Source organism: Campylobacter anatolicus, assembly GCF_018145655.1.
Taxonomy (GTDB): Bacteria; Campylobacterota; Campylobacteria; order Campylobacterales; family Campylobacteraceae; genus Campylobacter_A; species Campylobacter_A anatolicus.
Window position 1 is genome coordinate 405,747 of the sequence record NZ_JAGSSY010000002.1, and the last position, 26,049, is coordinate 431,795.

Here is a 26,049-nt window from a genome sequence, read left to right on the forward strand (position 1 = left end):
AATGAGTGAAGAGATAAAAAATAACGAAAATCAGCCATCTGAAGTGACACAAGATCAAGATAGTCAAAAACTGCAGCTAGACGTGTCAGAGCGTGAAAGAATAGGCAATAATGTTTATAACGCCGTAAAAGATATTAGGGCTGGATTGCAAACAAAAGGGTACGACTCACAAGATCTTAAATTTATGTCAAGTCTTTCTGAGGCAGTTTTGGCAAAAACGCCATCAAATTCTAAGAAAATTTTATATACGGTTGCATTTACCTGCTTTTGGCTAATACTTTGGGCTTCATATGCCGAGATAGATGAGATAACACGTGGCAATGGCAAGATCATACCATCTGGTAAAAATCAAGCCATTCAAAACCTTGAAGGCGGTATTGTAGAGGCAATTTTAGTCAAAGAGGGTGACGAGGTTAAAAAAGATCAGGTTATATTGCGTCTAGATAATAAAAATTTTTCAAGTAGTTATGGCGAATCCAAGCTAAGACTTGATGAGCTTCAAGCTAAATTTTTAAGGCTTGATGCAGAGGCTAATGATAAAGTGTTTGAATACAATGCGACGCGTGATACAAATAATTCAAAAGCGATAATGTATGAGCTTAGTTTATATCACTCAAATATGGCTCAACTTGATGAGCAAGTTGGCATACTTTCAGAGCAAATTCGTCAGCGTCAAAGTGAGCTAAATGAGCTTTATAATAAAATATCACAGACTCAAACAAGTTATAGCCTTATGCTTAAAGAGAAAGATATAATGGATCCGATATTTAAAAAAGGTCTTGTAAGTGAGGTTGAGTACCTTCAACTGCAAAGGCAATTAAGTGGTTTAAAGGGTGAACTTGATGCTGCAAGACTATCGGTACCACGTGTGGAATCAACCATAAAAGAGGCACAAAATAAAATAACCGAAAGTAAACTTGCATTTAAAAACAATGCTAAAAAAGAACTAAATGAAGTTTCAGCAGAGATAGCTAGGATAAACGAATCGCAGATAAATTTAAGCGATAGAGTCGAGCGAACATATGTACGTTCACCTGTAAATGGTATCGTTAGTAAGTTGATGGTGCATACTGTTTCTGGTGTTATAAAACCAGGTGAGAGCATTGCTGAGATAGTGCCACTTGAAGATAAGCTAGTCGCAGAAGTCAAAGTCAAACCTGCCGATGTTGCATTTTTGCGTCCTGGATTACCAACTGTTGTTAAATTTACAGCGTATGATTTTAGTATTTATGGTGGCTTAGATGGCAACGTAACACAGATAAGTGCCGATACTGAAACAGATGAAAAGACCGGAGAGAGTTACTATCTAGTGCGTATAGAGACTGAGAAAAACTATCTTGGCAGTGAGGCAAAGCCACTTCGTATAAAGGTTGGTATGATAGTTTCGGCTGATATTATTACTGGCAAGAAAACGATACTTGATTATTTACTAAAACCTATATTAAAAGCAAAGCATAATGCATTAACGGAGAGGTAATGGTAGATTCAAAAAATGCTTATTATGATGGTTGTTTTTCAACATATAAGATATTACCAACAAGAAGCATAGAAAATTTTGTCATCATTCAAAATAGTGAAATTTGTGATCTAGTTAGTGATGAGATAGAGCAGTTTATTTTCGCTGATTGCACTAAAAATTTTTATCAAATCTCTGATATACAAAGAGATGTTTGGTCTATTGACACAGATGAGATAAAAATTGAAGATAAGATCATAAAAAGCATAAAAATAGTCATAAAAGGCTACAACGAGACTAATGATAATTTTAAATTTGATCTCGATAATCTTACTTTAAATGTGCCATATCGATACGCTATAACAAATGATAGCTTTGAAATGAGTATATTTTTAGATACAGATAGGGATAGTGTAGTGTCGTTTTTGTCAACACTCGAATGTGATTTTGATTCAAAAATTAATAGTAATAAAAATATTATTATATACATAAATGATAAAATAGTGTATAATAAAATATTTACAAATTAAGGAAGATAAAAGATGGAGATTGTTCTATTTACAAAAAATGGTTCTCTAAACAATTTGTGGAGAAGTTACTCTCTTGGTAAAAATGTTAAATTTGCACACAATAAAAAGGACTTTTTGAATGTGCTTAGAGACTATAAAGTTGAAATAGCTGGTATAGATTTTGATACGATAAAGGATGATATAAAAGGAAATTTAGATGAATTAAGTCTAAAATTTCCTAATACCAAAATCTTTATCCTTGCAAATGAACCAAATTTTATTCAAGGTAAATATATGCTTGCACTTGGTATAAAGGGCTACGCGAACTCACATATGCAAGAGATCCATTTCAAAGATGCATTTAAGGCTATAGGAGATGGTAGCGTATGGCTTTATCCAGAGTTTGTCCAGGAGATGATAGTTGAGCTTACAAATTCATACGAGAACATTAATTCTACAAAAAATGATAGTCTAGATGTACTTACAAGTCGTGAAAAAGAGGTTGCTGATCTTATATATAAAGGTTTAACAAATCAAGAAATATCTGACAATATAGATGCAACTCTAAGAACTGTCAAGGCACATATAACATCTATATATAGTAAGCTTGGTGTCAAAGATAGGATAGGGTTGGTGCTATTTATGCAAAAACTTGCAAATGCCTAAAATTTTTATAATTTTAATATTTTGCTGTCAGTTATTTGCCATCAATTTTGAATTGGCATCTCAAAATTTATCAGCCTGTAAAGATCAGCGTTGTAAGAATATATTAAATCACTATGCCAATTATCTAAAAAATATAAAAAATGAAAGTTTTATAAGAAAGTTGGAGCTTATAAATTCTTATATTAACACACTTATGCCACGATACGATGATTTTTATAATACAAATATTGACATTTGGAGTACTCGTGGAGAGTTTTTGCGTCGTGGTGGTGGCGATTGTGAAGAGTATGCCATAGCAAAAAGAGATAGTTTAAAAGATCTCGGCATAGATAATCAAAGTTGCCTTTTAGTCGTAAAAGATAAATTTTCAGGCTCTTATCATATGGTCTTGGCTGTTTGGGAAGATGCCAAACATGAGCCACTTATTCTTGATAATTTAAGTTTTAAAGTCTTACCTCTTTCTAAGCGGTACGACATAAAGGTCGATTATTGCCTTATGGGAGGTAAGTATTATAAATTTAAAAAAGATGGCATAAATTTAGAACCTGCAAATATCAAAATAGTAGCTTATGAAAAGCTACTAGAAAAAGAAAAAAAAGAAATTTTTTGGAAGAATTAATCTTCTAAATTTATATCTTTTGATTGTTTTTTATTTTGTTCTATTAAAGATCTATTGTGGTTAATAAGCTCACGATTTTCTTTTATCTTTTCATTATTTTGCTCTATCAGTTTTGAAAGTGTTACTATGCGTTTTTCATAACGAACCATAATAAAATACATAATGTAAATGAGTGCTAAAATGATAACCCAAGGTAGAAATTGCATATTCATATCCTTAATAAATTTTTTATAATTATATGAATTTATCGTTTAAGAATAGTTAAAATCATAAAATTTTATATATATGATAAAATATCCTTGACATTTATTTTGTTTTGAGATATAATTGCCACTTCACAACTTTGGTGCTGGTGTAGCTCAGTTGGTAGAGCTACTGCCTTGTAAGCAGTGGGTCGGCGGTTCAAGTCCGTTCACCAGCTCCATTTTTGTAACAGTGTTTGACCAGAAATACCAAGCAATTTTATTTTAAAGGGTGAGATACTCAAGTGGCCAACGAGGGCAGACTGTAAATCTGCTGACTATGTCTTCCGTGGTTCGAATCCACGTCTCACCACCATAATGCTATTGCGGGAGTAGCTCAGTTGGCTAGAGCATCAGCCTTCCAAGCTGAGGGTCGCGGGTTCGAGCCCCGTTTCCCGCTCCAGAATTTGGAAACTGAAACTGGGAGCTGTAATATATAATTATACCTGCAGTTTATTCAGTATTTAATGTTTCCAGTTAGTTGTTTATATTGTTATTTAGTCATCTCAGCCGAGTGTTCATCGCTCATATGGCTCAGAGGTAGAGCACTTCCTTGGTAAGGAAGAGGTCGCGGGTTCAAGTCCCGCTATGAGCTCCACGTATTTTGTGAGAAGCTAAATTTAATATAAATTTTTATTTGATGAAACACATATCATAACGGAGGATAAGATGGCTAAAGAAAAATTTTCACGCAACAAGCCACACGTAAATATAGGTACCATTGGTCACGTTGACCACGGTAAAACAACTTTGACAGCTGCCATTTCTGCTGTTCTTTCAAGAAAAGGTCTTGCTGAGCTTAAAGATTATGATAATATCGATAATGCTCCAGAAGAGAAAGAGCGTGGTATAACTATCGCTACTTCACACATTGAGTATGAGACAGAAAATCGCCACTATGCTCACGTTGATTGTCCAGGACACGCCGACTATGTTAAAAATATGATTACTGGTGCGGCTCAAATGGATGGTGCGATACTAGTTGTTTCTGCTGCTGATGGTCCGATGCCACAAACTAGAGAGCATATTCTACTTTCTCGCCAAGTCGGCGTTCCATATATAGTTGTATTTATGAATAAGGCTGATATGGTTGATGATGCTGAACTTTTAGAGTTAGTTGAGATGGAAATTCGTGAGCTTTTAAACGAATATAACTTCCCAGGCGATGATACGCCTATTATAGCTGGTTCTGCACTTAAAGCTCTTGAAGAGGCTAAAGCAGGTCAAGATGGTGAGTGGTCAGCAAAAGTTATGGAGCTTATGGCTGCAGTTGACAGCTATATACCAACTCCAACTCGTGCAACTGATAAAGACTTCTTGATGCCTATCGAAGATGTTTTCTCAATATCAGGTCGTGGAACAGTTGTTACTGGTAGAATCGAAAAAGGTGTTGTAAAGGTTGGTGACACTATTGAGATTGTTGGTATCCGTGACACTCAAACAACAACAGTTACTGGTGTTGAGATGTTTAGAAAAGAGATGGATCAAGGCGAGGCCGGCGACAATGTTGGTGTTTTATTAAGAGGTACTAAAAAAGAGGATGTTGAGCGTGGTATGGTTTTATGTAAGCCAAAATCAATAACTCCTCATACAAAATTTGAAGGTGAAGTTTATATCTTGACTAAAGAAGAAGGTGGACGCCACACTCCATTCTTTAATAATTATAGACCACAATTTTATGTTAGAACAACTGACGTTACAGGCTCTATTACACTTCCAGAAGGAACTGAGATGGTTATGCCTGGTGATAATATAAGAATTTCTGTTGAGCTTATCGCTCCAGTTGCACTTGAAGAAGGTACACGTTTTGCGATCCGCGAGGGTGGTAGAACTGTTGGTTCAGGCGTTGTTTCTAAAATACTTGCATAATTCAAATAAAGAGCGATTAAATTCGCTCTTTAAATTTTAAGGAAAATTGATGAGAGTTAAAGTTGGTTTAAAATGTTCTGAAAGTGGTGATATAAACTACACTACAACTAAAAATAGTAAGACTATGACAGAAAAGTTAGAGCTTAAAAAATATTGCCCAAGACTTAAAAAACATACTATTCACAAAGAAGTAAAATTAAAAAGTTAATGGGCTAATACCATTAGGGCAATAGCTCCAACGGTAGAGCACTGGATTCCAAATCCAATGGTTGGGGGTTCGAATCCCTCTTGCCCTGCCATAATAAGGTTAAAAATGGAAAAATTAATAAATTATATAAAATTATCTAAGCTTGAAATTTTAAAAGTTATATTTCCTACCAAAGAGCAAGTAAGAAATGCTTTTATTACAGTTTTTATCGTAGTTGCAGTAGTATCACTTTTTTTGGCGTTAGTTGATGCGATTATGTCATTTACGCTTTCTAAAATAATATAAGGAATTGTAAGATGGCACATAAGTGGTATGCTATTCAGACTTATGCTGGTAGTGAGATGGCTGTTAAAAGAGGTATTGAAAATTTAGTAAAAGATCATGGTATTGAAGATCGGTTAAAGAATGTTATAGTTCCTACTGAAGATGTCATAGAGATTAAAAATGGAAAACAAAAGATAAATGAGAGAACTCTTTATCCAGGTTATGCTTTTGCACTATTAGATCTTGATACTGCTCTTTGGCATAAAATTCAGTCCTTGCCAAAAGTTAGTAGATTTATAGGTGAGCAAAAAAAGCCTACGCCTTTAAGCGATAAAGATATTAATACAATTTTGGAAAAAGTAGAAAAACGTGCTGCACCTAAACCAAAAATCTTCTTTGAAGAAGGTGAGAGTGTTCGAATAATAGATGGTCCTTTTGCAAACTTTACAGGTATTGTAGAAGAATACGATATGGTTCATGGAAAACTTCGTCTAAATGTCTCGATATTTGGTAGAAGCACACCAGTTGATATTTTATATTCACAAGTTGAGAAGATAATCTAAGGAGAAAGTTTATGGCTAAGAAAGTTATAGGCGAAATTAAATTACAAATTGCTGCTACAAAGGCAAATCCAAGCCCTCCAGTTGGTCCAGCACTTGGTCAAAAGGGTGTAAATATTATGGAATTTTGTAAAGCATTTAACGAAAGAACAAAAGATATGGTGGGGTTTAATATCCCTGTAGTTATAACTGTTTATGCTGACAAAAGCTTTACATTTATTACAAAGCAACCACCTGCAACAGACCTTATAAAAAAAGCTGCTGGTATAGCAAAAGGAACAGATAACCCTTTAAAAAACAAAGTTGGTAAACTTACAAAAGCTCAAGTTTTAGAGATAGTTGAGAAAAAACTTGCAGATTTAAATACAAAAGATAAAGAGCAAGCGGCTAAGATCATTGCTGGTTCAGCTCGTTCAATGGGTGTCGAAGTAATAGACTAAAACCTTTACCGTCGGGTTGATTAACATAAGACGGAAGCACTTTAAAATGCGGAGAATTTAATGGGAAAAACTACTAAAAGATTTGCTGAGTTACTAAAAAAAGTAGATGCAAATAAAATTTATAATCTTACAGAGGCGATAGATACTATCAAAACTTTATCATCTGCTAAATTTGATGAGACAGTTGAGATTGCTCTTAAACTAAATGTTGATCCAAGACATGCAGACCAGATGGTTCGTGGCTCGGTAGTATTACCAGCTGGGACAGGCAAGACTGTTCGTGTTGCAGTCATTGCAAAAGATGCTAAAGCTGATGAGGCTAAGGCTGCTGGTGCTGATATAGTTGGTTCTGATGAGCTTGTAGAGGATATTCAAAAGGGTATTATGAACTTTGATGTTCTTATAGCAACACCAAATTTAATGGGGCTAGTTGGTAAAGTCGGTCGTATCCTTGGACCAAAAGGTCTTATGCCAAATCCAAAAACAGGCACAGTTACTATGGACGTAGCTCAAGCCGTTAACAATGCAAAGAGCGGTCAGGTAAATTTCCGTGTTGATAAGCAAGGAAATATACACGCTGGTCTTGGTAAAGTAAGCTTTAGTAAAGAGCAACTCGTTGAAAATATTTCAACTTTTATAAAAGCTATAAACAAACATAAACCGGCTACAGCAAAAGGTAGATATGTTAAAAATGCTACATTGTCATTAACAATGAGTCCGTCTATTGCACTTGATACTCAAGAAGTTATGGATCTAAAATAGATTTATGAGCCTCTTTAGAGGCTCTTTTAAATTTAAGCTAAAAATGTGAATACTTTAGTATTTAGATTTTTATCTTAGATTGGAGATAGCCGAGGCCTTAGGGCTTAATTGATTCGACCCACTCTGCTTGAAATCACCGGTCGGAAAGGAGTAATATGACACGTAACGAAAAATCGAAAGTTATAGCTAATCTTGAAAATGAATTTAAAGAAGCACAAGCGATTGTTGTTTGTGATTATCGCGGTTTAAGTGTTAAAAGACTTGAAGTTTTAAGAAATGCTGCTAGAGAGCAAGGTGTAAAAGTTCAAGTTATCAAAAATACACTCGCTAATATAGCTCTTAATAATGTAGAAAAAAGTGGATTGGATCTAAAAGATACAAATATCTACGTTTGGGGTGAAGATCAACTAGCTGTAACAAAAGTTGTTGTTAAATTTGAAGAGAGTAATTCTGAGCTTTTTAAAATTAAGACAGCATATATCGATGGAGAGGTTGCAAAAGCTGAAAAAGTTGTCGCTCTTTCTAAAATGCCTAGTCGTGATGAGCTTCTTGGTATGCTTTTGCAAGTTTGGAATGCGCCTATCCAAAATTTCACAATTGGACTAAATGCGCTTAGAGAGAAAAAAGAACAATCAGCATAAAATTTAGAAGGATAATAAAATGGCAATTACTAAAGAAGATGTATTAGAATTTATTTCTAACCTTTCAGTATTAGAGTTAAGTGAACTTGTAAAAGAGTTTGAAGAGAAATTTGGTGTAAGTGCTGCTCCAGTTATGGTAGCTGGCGGTGCTGTAGCTGGCGGTGCTGCTGAGGCAGCTGAAGAGAAGACTGAATTTAACGTAGTTTTAGTTGATTCAGGTGATAAAAAAATCAACGTTATTAAGGTTGTTAGAGCTCTTACGGGTCTTGGTCTTAAAGAGGCAAAAGATGCAGTTGAGGGAACCCCATCTGTTCTTAAAGAGGGCATCAGCAAAGATGAAGCTGAGGCAGCTAAAAAAGAGCTTGAAGAAGCTGGTGCTAAAGTCGAGCTTAAATAATTTCAACTTGAAGTTATTAATCGCAGAGAGGGCAATGCTCTCTCTTTTTTTAAATTTAGACGCCTTTTTAAAAGGGCTATACTTTCTTTCAAAATTACCACGAGGTAGATGCAATGTTAAATAGCTTATACTCAGGAAATCGTCTTAGAGTTGATTTCTCTAATGTCGCCAAAGAGATAGATGTTCCTAACCTACTACAATTACAAAAAAAGAGTTTTGATAATTTTTTAAATTTAGATAATAATCAAGCAGAGAGTGGAATCGAAAAAGTTTTTAGATCAATTTTTCCTATTCACGATCCACAAAATCGTCTAAGCTTAGAATATGTCAGTTCTGAGATCGGTAAATCAAAATATACTATTAGAGAGTGTATTGAGCGTGGTCTTACATATTCTGTAAATTTAAAGATGAAAATTCGCCTTATTCTTCACGAAAAAGATGAAAAAACTGGTGAAAAGATAGGCGTTAAAGATATAAAAGAGCAAGAAATTTATATTAGAGAAATTCCTTTAATGACAGATAGAATTTCATTTATTATCAATGGCGTTGAGCGTGTTGTTGTTAATCAACTTCACAGAAGTCCAGGCGTTATTTTTAAACAAGAAGAGAGTGCGACTGTTGCAAACAAGCTTATTCATACAGCTCAAATCATACCAGATCGTGGCTCTTGGTTATACTTTGAATATGATACAAAAGACGTTTTATACGTTAGAATTAATAAACGCAGAAAAGTACCTATAACTATACTATTTAGAGCACTTGGATATAAAAAACAAGATATTATAAAGCTATTTTATCCAATTCAAACATTAGGCATTAAAAATAATAAATTTTTGACACCATTTAATCCAGATGATTATCTTGGTAGGATTGATTATGATATAAAAGATGAAAATGGCAATGTCCTTCATCAAGCCGGTAAGCGTTTAACTAAGAAAAAAGCAGATAAGCTTATCGAAGATGGTGTAAAATGGGTTGAGTATCCAACAGAAGTTTTACTTAGCCGTTATTTGGCATCCCCTGTTATAAATAAAGAAAGTGGCGAAGTGCTTTATGATATACTTTCTCAACTTGATGAAAATAAACTCATTAAAATTTTAAACGAACAAGATAGTATTGAGATTATCAATAACTCAGCTTCTGGCGTTGATGACGCAATTATTAACTCATTTATCGCTGATAATGAGATGCTTAAAATTTTACGCCAAACCGAAGGTGTAGATGATGAAAACGACCTTTCTGCAATTAGAATTTATAAAGTTATGCGTCCTGGCGAGCCAGTCGTAAAAGAGGCAGCAAAGAGCTTTGTAAATGATATATTCTTTAATCCAGAGAGATACGATCTGACAAAAGTTGGTCGTATGAAGATGAATCACAAGCTTGGGCTTGATGTACCAGAATATGTAACAGTTTTAACTAGTGAAGATATCATAAAAACGGCAAAATATCTTATAAAAGTTAAAAATGGGCAAGGATATATCGACGATCGCGATCACCTTGGAAATAGACGTATTAGATCTATCGGTGAACTTTTGGCTAATGAGCTTCATTTGGGATTTGTTAAGATGCAAAAGGCGATCCGCGATAAATTTACAAGTCTAAGCAGTAATGTAGAAGAGATAATGCCATATGATCTTATAAATCCAAAGATGATAACAGCTACGATAATGGAATTTTTTACTGGCGGACAGCTAAGCCAGTTTATGGATCAGACAAATCCGCTGAGCGAAGTTACTCACAAACGCCGTCTTTCAGCACTTGGTGAAGGTGGCTTAGTTAAAGAGCGTGCTGGATTTGAAGTGCGTGACGTACATCCTACGCACTATGGTCGTATTTGTCCTATTGAGACGCCAGAAGGTCAAAATATCGGTCTTATCAACACCCTTGCTACATATGCTAAAGTAAATGAACTTGGTTTTGTTGAAGCACCATACAAAAAGGTCGTTGACGGCAAGGTAACTGATGAGATTATATATATAACAGCAACCCAAGAAGAGGGTAACGTCATAGCTCCTGCTTCGACAAAAGTCGATGAGAATGGTTATATTGTTGAAGATTTGTTAGAAGTTAGGCGTGAGGGTGAGATGATGCTTGCACGTCGAGAAGAGGTAACACTTATAGACCTTTGCTCTGGCATGATAGCTGGTGTGGCTGCATCGCTAATTCCATTTTTAGAACATGATGACGCTAACCGTGCTTTGATGGGATCAAATATGCAGCGTCAAGCTGTTCCATTACTTCGTTCTACAGCCCCAATAGTTGGAACTGGTATGGAGAGCGTTATCGCACGTGATACTTGGGAAAGTGTAAAGGCTAAACGCGGTGGTATCGTAGAAAAAGTAGATAATAAAAATATATTTATTTTAGGTGAAGATGAAGCAGGTCCATTTATAGACCATTACTCTCTTGATAAAAATTTAAGAACAAACCAAAATACAACTTTTTCTCAACACCCTATTGTTAAAAAAGGTGAAGAGATCGAGGCAGATCAGATAATAGCTGATGGTCCGAGCATGGAGAAAGGTGAGCTTGCGATCGGTAAAAACGCTCTTATCGCATTTATGCCTTGGAATGGATATAACTACGAAGACGCGATTGTTATAAGCGAAAAGATGATACGCGAAGATGCATTTACAAGCGTTCATATTTATGAAAAAGAGATAGAGGCTCGTGAGTTAAAAGACGGAGTAGAAGAGATCACAAAAGATATTCCAAACGTTAAAGAAGAGGACTTATTACATCTTGATGAGAGCGGCATCATAAAGATAGGAACACAAATAAAGCCTGGTATGATTTTAGTAGGCAAAGTATCTCCAAAAGGCGAGGTCAAACCAACTCCTGAAGAGCGGTTGCTTCGTGCTATATTTGGCGAAAAAGCAGGACACGTTGTCAACAAATCCCTATATGCGACTGCTTCTATGGAAGGCGTCGTGGTTGATGTTAAAATTTTTACGAAAAAGGGACATGAGAAGGATGCTAGGACAAACAAAGCTTATGAGGAAGAGAAATCAATCTTAGAAAAAGAGCACCACGATAGACTTTTGATGTTAGATCGCGAAGAAATGTTAAAAGTAACATCTTTACTATCTAAAAATGTACTAACATCAGCACAAACTATAAACAAAAAAGAGTATAAAAAAGGTGCAAAGATAGCAATAGATGATTTAGAAAACGCTAATCGCTTTACGCTAAATGCTATCGTTAAAAGCTTCTCAAAAGAGGTGCAAAAGCAGTATGATGAGCTTAAAAATCACTTCCAAAATGAGAAGAAAAAACTTAAAGAAGAACACGATGCTAAAATAGAAATTTTAGAAAAAGACGATATATTGCCAAGTGGTGTAGTCAAGCTTGTTAAGGTCTATGTGGCTACAAAACGTAAACTAAAAGTGGGTGATAAGATGGCTGGACGGCACGGAAATAAAGGTATCGTCTCAAATATAGTTCCAGAGGTTGATATGCCATATCTACCTAGTGGTCAGATAGTTGACATAGTGCTTAACCCTCTAGGTGTTCCTAGCCGTATGAATATTGGTCAAATTTTAGAGAGTCACTTAGGTCTTGTTGGCTACCGCTTAGGTGAGCAGATAAATGAAATTTTTGAGACTAAAAAGAGCGAATGGATAAAAGAGTTACGTGCTAAAATGATAGAGATAGCAAGCGTATCAAAGCTTATGGATGCAAAAAATGCACTTAGTAAGATGAGTGATGATAAGTTACTTGAATATGCTAAAGATTGGCGACAAGGCGTGAGATTTGCGACACCTATTTTTGAAGGTGTTAAAGTTGAGGATTTTGCCAAGCTATTTGAGATGGCACACATCGACCCAGACGGTAAAACAGAGCTATACGATGGACGCACAGGTTCAAAAATTCGTGAGCGTGTTAATGTTGGTTGTATGTATATGCTTAAACTTCACCACCTTGTTGACGAGAAAGTCCATGCTAGAAGCACTGGACCATACAGTCTGGTTACTCAGCAGCCTGTCGGTGGCAAAGCATTGTTTGGTGGACAAAGATTTGGAGAGATGGAGGTTTGGGCTTTAGAGGCTTACGGTGCAGCACACACGCTTCGTGAGATGCTAACAGTCAAATCAGACGATGTAGAGGGTCGTTTATCAGCATACAAGGCATTAACACGTGGTGAAAATGTCCCAGAGACAGGCATACCAGAGACGTTCTTTGTTCTTACAAATGAGCTAAAATCACTAGCTTTAGATGTTGAGATATATGATGAGGATGAGAGTAATGAAAACGAATAATTTAATACCGATTGAGATAAAAGAAGATCATAGACCACGAAATTTCGAGGCCTTTCAACTTCGTTTGGCTAGTCCAGAAAAGATAAAATCTTGGAGTCACGGCGAGGTAAAAAAGCCTGAAACTATAAACTATCGCACACTTAAGCCTGAGCGTGATGGTCTTTTTTGTGCTAAAATTTTTGGACCGATAAGAGATTATGAGTGCCTTTGTGGAAAATACAAAAAGATGCGTTATAAGGGCGTTAAGTGCGAAAAATGTGGCGTTGAAGTAACTAGCTCAAAAGTTCGTCGCTCACGTATGGGACACATTGAGCTTGTAACTCCTGTAGCTCATATTTGGTATGTAAATTCACTTCCAAGTCGCATAGGAACGTTGCTTGGTATAAAAATGAAAGATCTTGAGCGTGTGCTTTATTATGAGGCATATATAGTCGAAGAACCAGGCGAGGCATTTTATGATAATGAGAATTCTAAAAAGGTTGAAAAATACGATGTCTTAAATGAAGAACAGTATCAAAGCTTAGCTCAACGCTATGAAAATAATGGTTTTGTCGCTAGAATGGGTGGTGAAGTTATCCGCGATATGCTTACTGATATTGATCTAATGGCTACATTAGAGCAACTTAAGGCTGAAGCTGAGGCTACAAATTCAGAAGCAAAGAAAAAAACTATTGTTAAGCGTTTAAAAGTTATTGAGAGCTTTTTAAACTCAGGCAATCGCCCAGAGTGGATGATGATTACAAATTTACCTGTGCTACCGCCTGATTTACGCCCACTTGTCAGCCTTGATGGCGGTAAATTTGCTGTTTCAGATGTTAACGATTTATATCGTCGTGTAATAAATAGAAACAGTCGTTTAAAGCGTCTTTTAGAACTTGATGCACCTGAGATTATTATAAGAAACGAAAAGCGTATGCTTCAAGAGGCAGTAGATGCACTATTTGACAATGGCCGTAGAGCAAATGCCGTAAAAGGTGCAAACAAACGTCCACTTAAGTCGTTAAGCGAGATTATCAAAGGTAAACAGGGGCGTTTCAGACAAAATTTACTTGGTAAACGTGTGGATTTCTCTGGTCGTTCCGTTATAGTTGTCGGTCCAAAGCTTAGAATGGATCAATGTGGTTTGCCTAAGAAAATGGCATTAGAGCTATTTAAGCCACACCTTTTAGCACGTTTAGAAGAAAAGGGCTATGCAACTACTGTAAAACAAGCTAAGAAAATGATAGAGGATAAGACAAACGAGGTATGGGAGTGTTTAGAAGAGGTTGTTAAAGATCACCCAGTTATGCTAAACCGTGCTCCGACGCTTCACAAACTATCCATCCAAGCGTTTCATCCAGTGTTAGTTGAAGGTAAAGCAATACAGCTTCATCCGCTAGTTTGTGCGGCGTTTAACGCAGACTTTGATGGTGACCAGATGGCGGTTCACGTGCCACTATCGCAGGAGGCTATTGCAGAGTGTAAAATTTTAATGCTTAGCTCTATGAATATCTTACTTCCAGCCAGCGGTAAGGCTATAACTGTGCCTAGCCAAGATATGGTTTTAGGGATTTATTACTTAAGCTTAGAGCGAACTGATGAAAAAGGTGCGAATAAAATTTTTGCATCAGTTGATGAGGTTATGATAGCCGAAGAGGCAAATACCCTAGGGCTTCATGCCAAGATAAAGACAATGATAGATGATAGGACGATGTTTACGACCGCTGGACGTTTGATACTTCGTTCGATACTACCAGATTTTGTTCCAGATAATATGTGGAATAAAGTAATGAAGAAAAAAGATATTGCGAATTTGGTTGATTATGTTTATCGCAATGGTGGACTTGAAGTAACGGCAGATTTTTTAGATAAGCTTAAAAATTTAGGTTTCCGTTATGCGACAAAAGCTGGAATCTCGATCTCTATAGCTGATATTATAGTTCCTGATAGCAAACAAAAACATATCGATGAAGCCAAGAAAAAGGTACGTGAGATTCAGCGTCAATACGGAGCTGGTCTGTTAACGGATAGTGAGAGGTATAATAAGATCGTTGATATCTGGACAGATACAAATAACTCTGTTGCTGGTGAGATGATGAAACTTATCCAAAATGATAAAGGTGGATTTAACTCTATTTATATGATGGCTGACTCTGGAGCTAGAGGCTCTGCGGCACAAATTCGTCAGCTTGCTGGTATGCGTGGCTTGATGGCTAAACCAGATGGCTCGATTATTGAGACTCCGATTACCTCAAATTTCCGTGAGGGTCTAAACATAATGGAATACTTCATTTCTACGCACGGAGCCAGAAAAGGTCTTGCGGATACTGCGTTAAAAACTGCAAACGCTGGTTATCTTACTCGTAAGTTGATAGATGTCGCACAAAATGTCAAGGTCACTATGCATGATTGTGGTACTCACGAAGGTGTTGAGATCACTGATATAACAGAAAATGGTGAACTTATAGAGAGCTTAGAAGAGAGAATTTTGGGTCGTATTTTGGCTGATGATGTGATTGATCCTATAACAAATGAAATTTTATTTTCAGAAGGTACGCTTATTGACGAAGAGAAGGCAAAAACTATTGCAGACGCTAGTATAAAATCAGTAAGTATAAGGACGCCTATTACTTGCAAAGCACCAAAAGGTGTATGTGCTAAGTGCTATGGTATAAATTTGGGCGAAGGTAAGCTAGTCAAACCAGGTGAAGCTGTCGGTATCATCTCAGCTCAATCTATCGGTGAGCCAGGAACTCAGCTAACACTTAGAACATTCCATATCGGTGGAACAGCATCAACTGAGCAGCAAGACCGTCAAGTAGTCGCTCAGCAAGAGGGCTTTATAAGATTTTATAACCTTAATACATACGAAAACAATGGTAAGATAATTGTTGCAAATAGAAGAAGTGCTGCTGTTTTACTAGTAGAGCCAAAGATTAAATCAACTATTGACGGTAAAGTAGAGATAGAATTTGCTCACGAAGACGTAAATATAACTATTAAAGGCAAAAAAGAAGAGGTTAAATACACTATCCGTAGGCACGATCTAGCAAAGCCAAATGAGCTTGCTGGTGTTAGTGGTAAGATCGAAGGAAAGATGTATATCCCTTATGCAAATGGCGATAAGATAAGTGCAAATGAAAGCCTTGTAGAGATTATAAAAGAGGGCTGGAATGTGCCAAATCGTATCCCTTATGCAAGTGAGTTAAAGATAACAGATGGAGAGCCAGTAACGCAGAAAATTTTATCAGGTGCGATCGGTATTGTTAAATTTTTCATACTCAATGGTGATTATTTAGAGCGTATTAAAGAGATAAAAAAGGGTCATAAAGTAACTGAAAAAGGGCTATTTGTCGTCGTTTCTGATAAAGATGGACGTGAGGCTGTTCGCCACTACATTCCAAGAAATTCTATTATTCAGCTAGATGATAATGAAGCCGTTGATACAAAAACTATTATCGCACTACCTGAGAGTAGCGATAAGCTAATAATCGCTGAGTGGGATCCATACTCAAGCCCAGTCATCGCAGAAGAGGCTGGTGTGGTTAGCTTTGAAGATATCGAGCCAGGATATAGTGCGGCTGAGCAGTTTGATGAGGCTACAGGACAGAGCCGTTTGGTTATAAATGAGTATCTGCCAAGTGGTGTAAAACCAACTATCATTGTAGCAACACAGACAGGTGGACTTATGAGATATCAGCTTGAGCCAAAAACAGCTATTTTCGTTACTGATGGTGCAGATGTTGCACAAGCTGATATTTTAGCTAAGACACCAAAAGCGGTCGCAAAATCAAAAGATATCACCGGTGGTCTCCCACGTGTATCTGAGTTATTTGAGGCACGTCGCCCTAAAAATACAGCTATTGTTGCTGAGATTGATGGTGTTGTAAGATTTGACAAGCCACTTCGCTCAAAAGAGCGTATAATTATAGAAGCAGAGGATGGTGCGACAGCTGAGTATCTTATAGATAAAACACGTCAAATTCAAGTTAGAAATGGTGAGTTTGTTCATGCTGGCGAGAAACTAACTGATGGTCTTATCTCAAGCCATGATATATTAAGAATTTTGGGCGAAAAGGCACTCCATTACTATTTGATTAGTGAAATTCAACAGGTTTATCGCCGTCAAGGTGTTGCGATAGCTGATAAGCATATTGAAATCATTGTATCTCAGATGTTGCGTCAAGTTAAGATCGTTGATAGTGGTAATACAAATTTTATCGTTGGCGATATGATCTCGCGTACTAAATTTAAAGAAGAAAATGAGCGTATTATGAGAATGGGTGGTGAACCTGCCATTGCTGAGCCGATACTTCTAGGTGTTACTCGTGCGGCTATCGGTAGTGATAGTGTTATATCTGCAGCATCTTTCCAAGAGACTACAAAGGTGCTTACAGAGGCATCAATAGCTGCTAAATTTGACTATCTTGAAGATCTAAAAGAAAATGTTATTCTAGGCCGTATGATACCTGTTGGAACTGGTCTTTATAAAGATAAAAAGATAAAATTAAAAGAAATTTAATATTCTTTTTCTTTGTTAGCCCCTTGTTTTAGGGGCTATGTATTAAATTTGATTTACTATTTTTTAGTATAATCCTTGATTTTAAAGGATGTATAATGTTAAAAAATAGTGATTTGGGGCTTTTATTACTCCGTCTTGGACTTGGAATTTGTCTATTTATCCACGGATTTGCGAAGCTTACCGGTGGCATTAGTTTTGTCAAATCGATGGTTGTCGGTGCTGGTTTGCCTGAAATTTTATCATACGGTGTTTATATTGGTGAAGTGGTCGCTCCACTTGCACTTATAATCGGTTTTTATTCACGTATTTCATCGGCTATTATAGCTATTAACTCAATTGTTATACTTTATGTTGCACATCCAAATTTATTGGCACTTACACAATACGGTGGTTTTAAAGCTGAGATTTTATACCTTTATATAGCTATGGCACTCTGCCTTGTTTTTATGGGTAGTGGTAAATATGCCGTTGCAAGAGATTAAAATTTGTTACATATTTATTAAATATTATTAATTTTTATCAAATTTTAATAATATTTTAAGCCTTTTAAATATAGATTTAAATTATTTAAATTTTTAGGAGGCCAAAATGTCAAATGATAAACGCAAGCCCACGTTTACACAAAGTGTAATGCCAATTTTAGTGATGATCTTAGGACTTGCTATAGGAGTTGGCTATCTTAAACTAAAAGTTGAGCCAATCATACTCATATCAGCCCTTGTTGCTGGATTTATAGCTTGGTGGATCGGATATAGCTACAAAGATCTAGAAGCTGGGATAATTGAGAAAATTTCAAGCTCGCTTCCAGCTCTTATGATACTTTGGGCTGTTGGTTTTATGATAGGAGCTTGGATGTTTTCAGGCACGATTCCGATGATTATTTATTACGGAGTTGAGATAGTTAGTCCAAAATACCTTGTAGTAACGGCGTTTTTGATATGTGCTATTCTGTCTACAGTTACAGGCACATCGTGGGGTTCAGCAGGAACAGTTGGTGTGGCTGTTATGGGTATAGCCCAAGGGCTTGGCGTTGATCTTGCTGCTACTGCCGGAGCGGTCGTGGCTGGAGCGTATTTTGGAGATAAGCTCTCACCTCTTTCAGATACTACCAATTTAGCTCCAATTGCTGCTGGTTCAGAGCTTTATGAGCATATTAGTCATATGTTTTACACCACTATACCAGCTACAATAGTCGCATTACTTATATACTTTTTTATAGGTTCAAACGCAGCTAGTGGTGGTGACGTATCAGCTTCTATATTATCGCTTCAAAGTGAACTTGATAAAGTTTTTGATTTTAATATAATTCTTTTGCTTCCAGCTCTTATAGTTTTAGCTGGTTCATTTTTTAAGTGGCCAACTATACCAGCTATGCTTATATCGTCGTTTTTAGCGATTATTTTTGGTATAGTTTTTCAAGATTTTAGTCTTAAAAATGGCTTTGTTTCAGTTATGACAGGTTTTAACCTAAATATGACAGGTCTTGATATAGAGTTTTCAAAAGATATTATGAAGCTTTTAAATCGTGGTGGCGTAAGCTCTGTAAATTCAACAACTATGCTAGTTATCTGTGCTATGGCTTTTGCTGGAATTTTATCAGTTACAGGTATGCTAAATGTCGTCTTACATACTATAATGTCAAGTGTAAAAACTCAGGCAGGCATTATCATTTCAACTATCTCATCTTGTGTAACAGTCGCATTTTTAACAGGTAGTTCATATTTATCTATACTTGTTCCAGGTGAGATGTTTAGAGATTTTTACAAAGAAAAGGGCTTAGCTGCTAGAAATTTATCAAGAACTCTTGAAGATTCTGGCACTGTTATAGTCCCACTCATACCTTGGTCTGCGGCTGGTGCATATATGACTGCTACGCTTGGAGTGGCGACTATTGAGTATCTGCCTTGGGCTGTAGTAAATTATATGGGTATAGTGTTTGCCGTGATACTTGCTATAACTGGCATAGGCATTGCAAAGATAGATAGCAAAAAGGCTTAGTAATGTTGCTTATAAAAAATATTGAAATTTTTTCACCAAAATTTTTAGGACGTAAAGATATTTTTGTATGTAATGGTAAAATAGTATGCATAGATAATGATCTCTCGCCAAATTTGCCAAATTTAAAGCAAATAGACGGCTCAAAACTCATTGCTACCCCTGGACTTATAGATAAGCACGTACATATAACTGGTGGTGGCGGTGAGGGCGGATTTAAAACAAGAGTACCCGAGATAATGCTCTCTAAATTTATCAAAGCAGGTATCACGACAGCAGTAGGATTGCTAGGTACTGATAGTGCGACTAGGAGTGTAGAAAATCTAGTCGCTAAGGCAAATGCTTTAAATGATGAGGGCATAAGCTGTTACGTACATACCGGAGCCTATAACGCTGACACTCCGACTATAACTGGTAATATACAAAAAGATATCGTTTTTATAGAGACTATTATTGGCACGAAACTTGCTATAAGCGATCATCGCTCATCATCTGTAACACGTGATGAGTTGGCTCGTATTGTCTCTGCGGGACGTGTTGCTGGTATGATAAGCTCCAAATCCGGACACACTACACTGCATATGGGAGATGGGCAAAAAGGACTTGAGTTAGTGTATGACGTACTTAGCGAATATGATATACCTATTACATTTTTTCAGCCTACACATGTAAATAGAAATGAAAATTTATTTGCTCAGGCTATTAAATTTACAAAAGACGGTGGCTATATTGACTTAACTTGTAAAAATAAGATTACGCCACTTGAAGCGGTAAAACGTATAAAATCACTTGGAATTTCTACTCACAAAACTACTATTAGCTCCGATGGATACGGAAGTTACTCAAATTATGATAGTGATGGAAAGTTGATTAAAATCGGTGTTGCAAGTGTAAAAGCGATATTTGAAGAGTTTATAAGTTTTATAAATGATGGCTTTAAACTTGAAGAGGCACTTACATTTTTTACGACAAATGTGGCAAATTCTATTGCTCTGGGCAGTAAAAAGGGGCAGCTCTTAAATGGATATGACGCAGATATTTTGCTTTTTGATGAGAATTTAAACCTAGAGTTTATGATAGCAAAGGGTAAAATTTTAAAAGACAATCAAGGCTTTATGGCAAAAGGAATTTACGAGTAGAGCTTTAATAAAATAAGTAAAAGCTAAATTTTAATCATTAGTGTTTAACCATCTTTTAAGCAAATTTTAAATAAAATTGCTCTTTTTTAATAAATTTAGTTGAAAGGAATTACTGTGCCAACCATAAATCAATTGGTCAGAAATGAGCGCAAAAAGGTAACGACAAAGTCAAAATCTCCAGCGCTAAAAAATTGTCCTCAAAGAAGAGGAGTTTGCACGAGAGTTTATACAACAACTCCTAAAAAACCAAACTCAGCTTTGAGAAAAGTTGCCAAAGTTAGGCTAACAAGTGGTTTTGAAGTCATTAGCTATATCGGTGGTGAGGGTCATAACCTACAAGAACACAGCATCGTGCTAGTCCGTGGTGGTAGGGTTAAAGACTTGCCAGGTGTTAAATATCACATTGTTCGTGGTGCATTAGATACTGCAGGTGTTGCTAAAAGAACAGTTTCACGTTCTAAATATGGTGCCAAACGCCCTAAAGCTGGAGCAGCGGCTAGTAAAAAATAAAATTTAGGTTCGCAGACGCCACATAAATTTGGTTGCGTTTGAGTAAAATTTATAAAATTTGAAGGAATAATCAAATGAGAAGAAGAAAAGCCCCTGTAAGGGAAGTTTTACCTGATCCGATATATGGAAATAAAGTAATCACTAAATTTATTAACTCACTTATGTATGATGGTAAGAAAAGTGTCGCTACTGAGATAATGTATGGTGCGATCGAGGCTATCGAGAAAAAAAGTGGCGATGTTAAAGGCATAGATGTATTTAACGACGCTATTGAAAATGTCAAACCTCTCTTGGAGGTAAAATCACGCCGTGTTGGTGGAGCGACTTACCAAGTTCCAGTTGAGGTTCGCCCAGCACGTCAACAAGCACTTGCTATTCGTTGGCTTATCACTTATGCTAGAAAAAGAAGCGAAAGAACTATGATAGATAAACTTGCAAATGAGCTATTTGACGCTGCAAATTCAAAAGGTGCTTCATTTAAGAAGAAAGAGGATACTTATAAAATGGCAGAGGCTAATAAAGCATTTGCACATTACCGCTGGTAAGAAAGGGTTCTTATGGCAGATAGAAAAACACCATTACATATGGTTAGAAATATCGGTATCGCAGCTCATATTGACGCTGGCAAGACCACTACGAGCGAGAGAATTTTATTCTTTACTGGTATGAGTCATAAGATCGGCGAAGTGCATGATGGTGCTGCTACGATGGATTGGATGGAACAGGAGAAAGAGCGTGGTATCACGATAACGTCGGCTGCTACTACTTGTTTTTGGAAAGATCATCAGATAAACCTTATAGACACTCCGGGACACGTTGATTTTACTATCGAAGTTGAGCGTTCTATGCGTGTTCTTGATGGTGCTGTTTCTGTATTTTGTTCGGTTGGTGGCGTCCAACCACAATCTGAGACCGTTTGGAGACAGGCAAATAAATACCACGTTCCAAGAATAGTTTTTGTAAACAAAATGGATAGAATCGGTGCAAATTTTTACAATGTAGAAAGCCAGATTAGAAATCGCTTAAAAGCAAATCCGGTGCCTATTCAAATTCCAATCGGAGCTGAGGATAACTTCAAAGGCGTTATCGATCTAGTAAAGATGAAAGCTTATGTTTGGGAAGATGATAAAAAACCAACAGATTATATAGTAAAAGAAATTCCAGCTGATTTGCTTGAAAAAGCTGAAGAGTATAGAGCAAAACTTATAGAAGCAGTTTCAGAAACAGACGATAGTCTAATGGAGAAATTTTTTAGTGGTGAAGAATTAAGCGAGGAAGAGATAGTAAAAGGCATAAAAGCCGGTTGTTTAAGAATGACTATTACGCCTATGCTTTGTGGAACAGCATTTAAAAACAAGGGTATCCAGCCATTGCTTGATGCGGTTGTAGCTTATCTTCCAGCACCAGATGAGATTGAAGCTATTAAAGGTGTCTATGAAGACGGCACAGAAGTAGCTGTAGAATCAACTGATGATGGCGAATTTGCTGCCCTTGCGTTTAAGATTATGACTGACCCATTTGTAGGACAGCTTACATTTATCCGCGTGTATCGTGGTAGTTTAGAGAGTGGTAGTTATGCATACAACACCGTCCAGGATAGCAAAGAGCGTATCGGTCGTCTTTTGAAAATGCACTCAAATAAACGCGAGGAGATAACAGAGCTTCACGCTGGTGAGATCGGTGCGGTTGTTGGGCTTAAAAATACTCTAACAGGTGATACGCTTACAAGTGAAAAAGATAAAGTTATTTTAGAGAAGATGGATTTCCCAGAGCCAGTTATTTCTGTCGCAGTTGAGCCAAAAACTAAGGCAGATCAAGAAAAGATGGCTATTGCACTTCAAAAACTAGCTCAAGAAGATCCAAGCTTTAGAGTTGGCACCGATGAGGAGAGTGGACAGACTATCATCTCGGGTATGGGTGAGCTTCACCTTGAGATCATTGTAGATCGTATGCTTCGTGAGTTTAAGGTAGATGCAGAGGTTGGTCAACCACAGGTTGCATACCGCGAGACTATCCGTAAACCAGTTGAGCAAGAGTATAAATACGCTAAACAATCAGGCGGTCGTGGTCAATACGGACACGTATTCTTACGTCTTGAGCCACTTGAGCCGGGTAGTGGATTTGAATTTGTTAATGATATCAAAGGTGGCGTTGTACCAAAAGAGTATATTCCTGCTGTTGAAAAAGGCTGCAAAGAGGCACTTCAAAGTGGTGTTTTAGCTGGTTATCCAGTTGAAGATGTTAAAGTTACGCTATTTGACGGAAGTTACCACGAAGTTGATAGCTCGGAGATGGCATTCAAACTTGCTGCATCTATGGGCTTTAAAGAGGGTGCAAAAAAAGCGGGTGCCGTTATACTTGAGCCTATGATGAAAGTTGAAGTTGAGACACCTGAGGAGTATATGGGCGATGTTATAGGAGATCTTAATAAACGTCGCGGTCAAGTAAATTCAATGGATGAAAGAAGTGGCAATAAGATAGTTACAGCGTTTTGTCCTTTAGCACAGATGTTTGGCTACTCTACCGATCTACGCTCTCAAACACAAGGTCGTGCGACTTACTCTATGGAATTTGATCACTACGAAGAGGTTCCAAAGAATGTAAGCGAAGAGATCATTAAAAAGAGAAATGGCTAAAGTCTAGATTAGCTATTTTAAAAATTTAGAGTGAAATTTTTTACTCTAATAATTTTGAAATTTTAAAGCGATAAGAACGCTTTTATAAATAAAAAGGGCGATTTATTTCGTCCTTTAAATTTATTGGTTTTAAAAAGCTAGTAAATTTATAAATTGAACTTTAAATTATACAAAATGTCCTCATAGCTCAGCTGGATAGAGCGCAAAATTCCTAATTTTGAGGTCGTGAGTTCGAATCTCGCTGGGGACAAATACAAAATTTAACTAAACAATAAAAATTATTATCTAGTTACTAAATATTTAATAAAATTTGCTATAATTCTCCCATAAATAAATTAAAAGGAGACGATATGTCAAAAGTAGTAGAACAACTAAACAAAATTCAGGCTGATGCACATGCATTATATGTAAAATTTCATGATATCCATTGGAATGTAAAAGGTATTCAGTTTTTCAGTATCCACGAATACACAGAAAAAGCTTATAATGATATGAGTGAGATCTTTGATGATACAGCAGAAAGAGCTATTATCATCGGCGGTAAGGCAGTTATAGGTACAGCTGAGCTAGAGAAACTAAGTTGCATAAAGTATGAGCCAAAGCCATGTTACGCTCCAACAGAGGCTTTAGAGATGATCTTGGCTGATTATAAACATCTTTTGGGCGAGTTTAAGAAGCTTGATGAGATCGCTGAGGGTGATGTCGGTACTCAAGCTTATGCTCAAGAGAAAGTTGAGAAGTATGAAAAAGCTATTTGGCTACTAAACGCAACACTTGGCAAATAACTTATTTTAGGACGCTCAAATTTGAGCGTCCTTTTAAATTTATAATCTAAATCTGCAAAAATTAAATAAAATCCAAAATTTACCGATGTTACACTAAAGATAAAGGAGCTAAAATGCAAGTTAGCATAAATACAAGTGCCTACAAAGTAGCAGACATCGCACAAAACTGTAAAAATGACACTCAAAAAGCACAAGATCAAAATACAAATTTAAACGCTTTAAATTTAAATGACACAGACACACTCAAAAAAGCTACACAAATGAGCGTCAAAGAGATCTCAAATAGCTATTTTTTAGAGTTTTCAGCCAAAGCATTAAATGAGATAAACGCACAGGGTGGCTTAGATACTCTTTTTAGTGGATTTAAGGCACCAGAAAATTTAATGGATATTTTAAGCGGTATAGACTACACTGCGATAGGTTATAATGGTAAAGCCATTAGTGAGCTAAGCGTAGATGAGGCAAATGCTTTAGTGGGCGAAGATGGATACTTTGGCATACAAAATACCGCTGATAGACTTTCAAATTTTGTGCTAAATGGTGCTGGTGATGACTTAAATAAGCTAAAAGTAGGTCGTGAAGGCATACTAAATGGCTTTAAGCAAGCACAGAAAGCGTGGGGTGGCGAGCTACCTGAGATCTCTCAAAAAACTATAGACAAAGCACTTGAAATTATAGATAAAAAGATAGCTGAATTTGGTGATGGTAACGTATTAAACGTATCGGCTTAAGTTAAAACCAAATCAAAAGTATGTTTGGCTTGGTTAAGGTTAAACATACTTTATCTCCTTAAAGAGTTGCTATTAAGTCAAAATTTCTTGCTTTTAGAGAGTTATTTTTAAAAGTTTAATTTAAATAATTACACATATTTTGCTATCCTTTGATAGTTTTGCGTCAAGAATGTGTTAAACATTAGATATTTTAATCTATAAAAAATGTCACAATCATAAAAAGTCTATAATTTAAACATAAAGACACTCTAATAATTTTACTTATGTTTTAGTTGTTTGATTAAGTTATAAATTTTAAAACTCTACTACGAATTTACTCATAAAATATTTTAAAATAAGAAGAAATTAATCACAATACCAGTAAAATCACATTTTATATCAAATAGGAACATCAATGAGAAATTTTATATTATTTACACTAGCTATATTTGTATTTATCGGTTGTAGCCATAATACACCAGCACCCAAATCTCAGTCAAAACCAGTAGTGCAAAAATTGATTAAAAGCCATATAAAAGGCGTCATCACTCAGCTAACATACCAAGATACAAGATATTGCTACACTATCATTTCAAATGATACAAGCAACGCAAAGTTAAGTAGTGCTAAGTTCTGTTCTGATAGATACTATCACGATAAAGGCGATCTTGTGTATGCGACATTTATTGGTGATAGACTTGAGAGTATGCTACTTATACGCGATGGTGGCTTACGTAGCAATGTAGTAAAACCCACTTTAAAAAAGAAAAACATAAAAACAAAGATCAAAGTTCCAAAAGAGGAAAAGATAAACTTTTGATTGCCATTCATTTACTCAGTGCAGTTATAATTACACTTAAGCAATCAAAAATAGAACTCCT

24 protein-coding genes and 6 tRNA genes are annotated in these 26,049 nt (G+C 36.3%); 29 read left to right on the forward strand and 1 reads right to left on the reverse strand.

Annotated features, from left to right (window positions below; translation table 11 throughout):
* Position 1: 1 nt before the first annotated feature.
* The 4 genes from KDE13_RS05095 to KDE13_RS05110 are packed head-to-tail and all read left to right on the forward strand — an operon-like array spanning position 2 to position 3,250.
* Positions 2–1,477 (forward strand): HlyD family type I secretion periplasmic adaptor subunit, encoded by a 1,476-nt coding sequence (locus tag KDE13_RS05095; RefSeq protein ID WP_212143020.1) that lies wholly within the window; start codon positions 2–4, stop codon positions 1,475–1,477.
* Positions 1,477–1,986 (forward strand): DUF5416 family protein, encoded by a 510-nt coding sequence (locus KDE13_RS05100; RefSeq protein WP_212143021.1) that lies wholly within the window; start codon positions 1,477–1,479, stop codon positions 1,984–1,986. Before KDE13_RS05095 ends, KDE13_RS05100 begins: the two co-directional genes overlap by 1 nt.
* A gap of 12 nt (positions 1,987–1,998) precedes the next feature.
* Positions 1,999–2,631, forward strand: coding sequence for a response regulator transcription factor (locus KDE13_RS05105; protein ID WP_212143022.1), 633 nt, complete (start codon positions 1,999–2,001; stop codon positions 2,629–2,631).
* Entirely contained in the window at positions 2,624–3,250 is a 627-nt protein-coding gene (locus KDE13_RS05110; RefSeq protein ID WP_212140924.1) for a transglutaminase-like cysteine peptidase, read from the forward strand. The genes KDE13_RS05105 and KDE13_RS05110 overlap by 8 nt, the downstream gene beginning before the upstream one ends.
* On the opposite strand, the gene KDE13_RS05115 is transcribed toward KDE13_RS05110, so the two are convergent.
* Positions 3,247–3,456 carry a hypothetical protein gene (locus KDE13_RS05115; RefSeq protein WP_212140925.1) on the reverse strand — a complete coding sequence of 70 codons (210 nt, stop codon included), beginning with the start codon at positions 3,454–3,456 and terminating at the stop codon, positions 3,247–3,249. The two genes, KDE13_RS05110 and KDE13_RS05115, sit on opposite strands and share 4 nt — an antisense overlap.
* 142 nt (positions 3,457–3,598) lie before the next feature.
* On the opposite strand from KDE13_RS05115, the gene KDE13_RS05120 reads away from it, so the two are divergent.
* The 25 genes from KDE13_RS05120 (at position 3,599) to KDE13_RS05240 (ending at position 25,988) form a co-directional block, all read left to right on the forward strand.
* Positions 3,599–3,674, forward strand: a tRNA-Thr gene (locus KDE13_RS05120).
* A gap of 49 nt (positions 3,675–3,723) precedes the next feature.
* Positions 3,724–3,808, forward strand: a tRNA-Tyr gene (locus KDE13_RS05125).
* Positions 3,809–3,818: 10 nt separating this feature from the next.
* A tRNA-Gly gene (locus KDE13_RS05130) sits at positions 3,819–3,895 on the forward strand.
* Between the two features lie 120 nt (positions 3,896–4,015).
* Positions 4,016–4,090 (forward strand) — tRNA-Thr (locus tag KDE13_RS05135).
* Between the two features lie 71 nt (positions 4,091–4,161).
* Entirely contained in the window at positions 4,162–5,361 is a 1,200-nt protein-coding gene (gene tuf / locus KDE13_RS05140; protein WP_212140926.1) for an elongation factor Tu, read from the forward strand.
* A 49-nt stretch (positions 5,362–5,410) separates the two neighbouring features.
* Positions 5,411–5,569 carry a 50S ribosomal protein L33 gene (gene rpmG, locus KDE13_RS05145; RefSeq protein WP_212140927.1) on the forward strand — a complete coding sequence of 53 codons (159 nt, stop codon included), beginning with the start codon at positions 5,411–5,413 and terminating at the stop codon, positions 5,567–5,569.
* Positions 5,570–5,584: 15 nt separating this feature from the next.
* A tRNA-Trp gene (locus tag KDE13_RS05150) sits at positions 5,585–5,660 on the forward strand.
* Positions 5,661–5,674: 14 nt separating this feature from the next.
* A complete protein-coding gene (gene secE / locus KDE13_RS05155) occupies positions 5,675–5,854 on the forward strand; it encodes a preprotein translocase subunit SecE (protein ID WP_212140928.1) in 180 nt (59 codons plus the stop codon).
* An 11-nt stretch (positions 5,855–5,865) separates the two neighbouring features.
* Positions 5,866–6,396 carry a transcription termination/antitermination protein NusG gene (gene nusG, locus KDE13_RS05160; RefSeq protein ID WP_212140929.1) on the forward strand — a complete coding sequence of 177 codons (531 nt, stop codon included), beginning with the start codon at positions 5,866–5,868 and terminating at the stop codon, positions 6,394–6,396.
* An 11-nt stretch (positions 6,397–6,407) separates the two neighbouring features.
* Positions 6,408–6,833, forward strand: a complete 426-nt coding sequence (rplK, locus tag KDE13_RS05165; RefSeq protein WP_212140930.1) for a 50S ribosomal protein L11 — start codon at positions 6,408–6,410, stop codon at positions 6,831–6,833.
* A gap of 60 nt (positions 6,834–6,893) precedes the next feature.
* Positions 6,894–7,595 (forward strand): 50S ribosomal protein L1, encoded by a 702-nt coding sequence (rplA, locus tag KDE13_RS05170; protein ID WP_212140931.1) that lies wholly within the window; start codon positions 6,894–6,896, stop codon positions 7,593–7,595.
* Positions 7,596–7,750: 155 nt separating this feature from the next.
* Positions 7,751–8,236 (forward strand): 50S ribosomal protein L10, encoded by a 486-nt coding sequence (rplJ, locus tag KDE13_RS05175; RefSeq protein WP_212143023.1) that lies wholly within the window; start codon positions 7,751–7,753, stop codon positions 8,234–8,236.
* 19 nt (positions 8,237–8,255) lie between these two features.
* Entirely contained in the window at positions 8,256–8,633 is a 378-nt protein-coding gene (gene rplL, locus KDE13_RS05180; protein ID WP_018136211.1) for a 50S ribosomal protein L7/L12, read from the forward strand.
* 113 nt (positions 8,634–8,746) lie between these two features.
* Positions 8,747–12,892 (forward strand): DNA-directed RNA polymerase subunit beta, encoded by a 4,146-nt coding sequence (rpoB, locus tag KDE13_RS05185; protein WP_212140933.1) that lies wholly within the window; start codon positions 8,747–8,749, stop codon positions 12,890–12,892.
* Positions 12,879–17,393 carry a DNA-directed RNA polymerase subunit beta' gene (rpoC, locus tag KDE13_RS05190; RefSeq protein WP_212143024.1) on the forward strand — a complete coding sequence of 1,505 codons (4,515 nt, stop codon included), beginning with the start codon at positions 12,879–12,881 and terminating at the stop codon, positions 17,391–17,393. Before rpoB ends, rpoC begins: the two co-directional genes overlap by 14 nt.
* A gap of 95 nt (positions 17,394–17,488) precedes the next feature.
* Entirely contained in the window at positions 17,489–17,875 is a 387-nt protein-coding gene (locus tag KDE13_RS05195) for a DoxX family protein (protein WP_212143025.1), read from the forward strand.
* A 106-nt stretch (positions 17,876–17,981) separates the two neighbouring features.
* A complete protein-coding gene (gene nhaC, locus KDE13_RS05200; RefSeq protein ID WP_212143026.1) occupies positions 17,982–19,391 on the forward strand; it encodes a Na+/H+ antiporter NhaC in 1,410 nt (469 codons plus the stop codon).
* A 2-nt stretch (positions 19,392–19,393) separates the two neighbouring features.
* Positions 19,394–20,527, forward strand: a complete 1,134-nt coding sequence (iadA, locus tag KDE13_RS05205) for a beta-aspartyl-peptidase (RefSeq protein WP_212142412.1) — start codon at positions 19,394–19,396, stop codon at positions 20,525–20,527.
* 114 nt (positions 20,528–20,641) lie between these two features.
* A complete protein-coding gene (gene rpsL, locus KDE13_RS05210; RefSeq protein ID WP_212140938.1) occupies positions 20,642–21,037 on the forward strand; it encodes a 30S ribosomal protein S12 in 396 nt (131 codons plus the stop codon).
* A 74-nt stretch (positions 21,038–21,111) separates the two neighbouring features.
* Positions 21,112–21,582, forward strand: coding sequence for a 30S ribosomal protein S7 (rpsG, locus tag KDE13_RS05215; protein WP_212140939.1), 471 nt, complete (start codon positions 21,112–21,114; stop codon positions 21,580–21,582).
* A gap of 12 nt (positions 21,583–21,594) precedes the next feature.
* Positions 21,595–23,673, forward strand: a complete 2,079-nt coding sequence (fusA, locus tag KDE13_RS05220) for an elongation factor G (RefSeq protein ID WP_212140940.1) — start codon at positions 21,595–21,597, stop codon at positions 23,671–23,673.
* A 176-nt stretch (positions 23,674–23,849) separates the two neighbouring features.
* A tRNA-Arg gene (locus KDE13_RS05225) sits at positions 23,850–23,923 on the forward strand.
* A gap of 100 nt (positions 23,924–24,023) precedes the next feature.
* Positions 24,024–24,458, forward strand: a complete 435-nt coding sequence (locus KDE13_RS05230) for a Dps family protein (RefSeq protein ID WP_212140941.1) — start codon at positions 24,024–24,026, stop codon at positions 24,456–24,458.
* Positions 24,459–24,571: 113 nt separating this feature from the next.
* Positions 24,572–25,189 carry a hydrogenase-4 component G gene (locus KDE13_RS05235; protein WP_212143027.1) on the forward strand — a complete coding sequence of 206 codons (618 nt, stop codon included), beginning with the start codon at positions 24,572–24,574 and terminating at the stop codon, positions 25,187–25,189.
* A gap of 394 nt (positions 25,190–25,583) precedes the next feature.
* Positions 25,584–25,988, forward strand: coding sequence for a hypothetical protein (locus tag KDE13_RS05240; protein WP_212140943.1), 405 nt, complete (start codon positions 25,584–25,586; stop codon positions 25,986–25,988).
* The last annotated feature ends 61 nt before the right edge of the window (positions 25,989–26,049 follow it).